We start from the raw sequence: 2915 nt of genomic DNA, 5'->3' as shown, positions 1-2915 counted from the left end.
CACGGCAAAGGCCAGCGCCAGCGCCACGGCCACGGCCAAGCCGGCGGTGATGCCGCCCAGGCGCACGCTGTTCCAGGCCCATTCCATGAAGCGGTCCCAGGGCAGCACCGACCAGTCCGAAGCCAGCGGCCGCAGCATGAAAAGCACCGGCGCCACAAACCCCATGAAGACGGGCAGCGTGCACGCGCCCCACACCAGGCCGCGCGACAGGCCGCGCAAAGGCACCGGCTGCGCTTCGGTGGCACCCGCATGGCCGGTGCCCTTGGCGGTGAAGCGCATGCGCCGCTCGGCACGGTGCTCCAGCCACAGCAGCAGCAGCACCAGCGCCAGCAGCATGGTGGCCAGCTGTGCCGCGGCAATGCGGTTGTCCATGGACAGCCAGGCCTTGATGATGCCGGTGGTGAATGTCTGGATGCCGAAGTAACTGGTCACGCCGAAGTCGGCCAGGGTTTCCATGAGCGCCAGTGCCACGCCGGCAGCCACGGCCGGGCGCGCCAGCGGCAGTGCGATGGTGGTGATGCGCCGTGAGAGCGGCGCGCCCAGCAGGCGGGCCGCCTCCATCAGGTGCGCAGCGCGCTCGCCCAGCGCCGTGCGCGCCAGCAGATAGACATAGGGGTACAGCGCAAAGGTGAACACCCAGATCGCCCCCCAGAGGCTGCGCACCTCGGGCAACAGGCGCCCCTCCAGGGCGAAGGCCTCGCGCAGCCCGACCTGCAACGGTCCACTGAACTGCAGAAAGTCCGTGTAGGCGTAGGCCGTGACGTAGGCCGGCATGGCCAGCGGCAGCAGCAACAGCCACTCGAACACCCGCCGTCCGGGAAACTCGAACAGCGTGACCGCCGCCGCCGTGGCGGTGCCCACCACAGCCGCGCCCACAGCCACCCAAAGGCCCAGCCACAGCGTGGTCCACACGTAGCCGGGTAGCACGGTGCCGGCCATTTCGCGCAGGATGGTGCCGGTATCGGCAGCCACCACGCCCCACGGCAGCCATGACGCCAGCAGCGCCAGCACCGGCAAGGCCAGCACGCCCACCAACAGGATCAGGGGCAGGGTACGAAAGAAAAAACGGGTGAAACGCAAGACAAAGGGCTCGGCAGAGAGTGGACTGGCACTACCGGCCCTACAGGGGGCTACAGGAATGCAAATGCGAATTTTAAGCATTCGCCCCCGCCCACCTAGAATGGCGCCATGTTTCTTGAGGTTTCCCAACTGGAAGTGCGTTACGCGGGCCGTTCCCAGGCGGCCGTCCAGGGCGTCACGCTGGGGCTGCACGCGGGTGATATCGGCGTGCTGATCGGCCCCTCGGGCTGCGGCAAGACCACACTGCTGCGCGCCGTGGCGGGGCTGGAGCCCGTGTCGGCCGGCGAGATCCGCCTCACCCGCGAGCTGGTGGGCAGCGCGCACCTGAATGTGCCACCCGAGGCGCGGCGCATCGGAATGGTGTTCCAGGACTACGCCCTGTTTCCGCACCTGAGCGTGGAGCGCAACGTGGCCTTCGGCATCCACCAGCTGCCCCGGGCCGAGCAGGCCGCACGCGTGGCCGAAGCCTTGCAACTGGTGGGCCTTGAAGGCAGCGGCGCGCGCTTTCCGCACGAGTTGTCGGGGGGGCAGCAGCAGCGTGTGGCGCTGGCACGGGCACTGGCCCCGCGCCCGCAGCTCATGCTGCTGGATGAGCCGTTCTCCAACCTCGACGTCGACCTGCGCGAGCGCCTGGCGCATGAGGTGCGCGACATCCTGAAGGCCGCCGGGGCCACCGCGCTGTTTGTCACGCACGACCAGTTCGAGGCTTTTGCGATCGGCGATGTGATCGGCGTGATGCACGAAGGCCACCTGCACCAGTGGGACGACGCCTACACCCTCTACCACCGCCCGGCCACCCGCTTCGTGGCCGACTTCATCGGCCATGGCGTCTTTGCGCCGGCAACGCTGGTGCAGCGCGGCACCAATGTGGTCGCGCAGACCCCGCTGGGCGATCTGACCGATCTGGCCGAGTGCCCCCTGCCCTCCAGTTACCCCGGCGGCGAATGCGATGTGCTGCTGCGGGCGGATGACGTGGTGCACGACGACCATGCGCCCGTGCAGGCGCAGATCGTGCGCAAGTCGTTCCGAGGCTCGGAGTTTCTGTACACGCTGCGGCTGGCCAGCGGCCACACGGTCATGGCCCACGTGCCCAGCCACCACAACCATGCGGTGGGCGAATGGATCGGCATCCGGGCGCAGGTTGACCACGTGGTCACGTTCGCGCGCGCCTGACGGCGGTTTTCATGCCAAAGAGGCCTCTGGCGCTCGTCCATTAAGCGCAAATAGCTATCAACAAGATAGCAAACACCACGGATTCGCCGTGGCGGTGCCCTGCTTGCAGACGCCGAGCGACGGCCCTTCACCTTACAGCCCGGCCAACCGCGCCGGCCTGCACCCAGCCTTGCCGCACGGGGCCGCCGCAAGGCACCACAAGACAGCGTTCAGGATTTGCCCTTGCGCTGCAGCGCCTCGAGCGCATTCAGGTCCACCTGCGACAGCAGGCTGCGCAGGTCTTTCACGCCCATGCGGTCGGCCTCCAGGCTCACGACGATGCCGTTCTTGAGCACCGCCTTGAACTCGGCGTGGCTGCCGTCCTTTTCATAGCGCTGGTGCAGGGTGCGGCCGCCCTCCTGCCAGGTTTTCTCGGCGCTGGTCTGGTCTTCCTTTTCACCCTGGCCCATGCCCATGGCCATCACCGCCATCTGGCCCAGGCCCCCGATGTCCACGATTTCCAGCCGCACCTGCTTGTCGGCACTGCCGTAATCGGCGCTTGCCTGGCTGGTGGGCAGGCCCAGCGCGGCGCCGTCCTGCACTTCAAGCGACGTGCGTTCCAGCCCGCCCAGTTGCGCTGGCAGCGCCGCCTTGAGCGCCTGGGCCGCCACCACCTGTCCGCC

General features: G+C 68.2%; 2 protein-coding genes and 1 pseudogene. 1 reads left to right on the top strand and 2 read right to left on the bottom strand.

Going from position 1 to position 2915, the window contains the following annotated elements; genetic code table 11:
• Window positions 1-1080, bottom strand: a 1080-nt coding sequence (locus ACDELDRAFT_RS20900) for an ABC transporter permease (RefSeq protein WP_040330289.1), incomplete at its 3' end; no start/stop codon positions are given.
• A 108-nt stretch (window positions 1081-1188) separates the two neighbouring features.
• On the opposite strand from ACDELDRAFT_RS20900, the gene ACDELDRAFT_RS20895 reads away from it, so the two are divergent.
• Window positions 1189-2253, top strand: a complete 1065-nt coding sequence (locus tag ACDELDRAFT_RS20895) for an ABC transporter ATP-binding protein (RefSeq protein WP_005800096.1) — start codon at window positions 1189-1191, stop codon at window positions 2251-2253.
• A 209-nt stretch (window positions 2254-2462) separates the two neighbouring features.
• On the opposite strand, the pseudogene ACDELDRAFT_RS20890 reads toward ACDELDRAFT_RS20895, so the two are convergent.
• A pseudogene (locus ACDELDRAFT_RS20890) lies at window positions 2463-2915 on the bottom strand (Yip1 family protein); the annotation flags it as partial.

The organism is Acidovorax delafieldii 2AN (genome assembly GCF_000175235.1).
In the GTDB taxonomy this organism is placed as follows: Bacteria; Pseudomonadota; Gammaproteobacteria; order Burkholderiales; family Burkholderiaceae_C; genus Acidovorax; species Acidovorax delafieldii_B.
The sequence above is the reverse complement of the archived record's forward strand: the minus strand, read 5'-3'. Positions and strand labels throughout refer to the sequence as shown.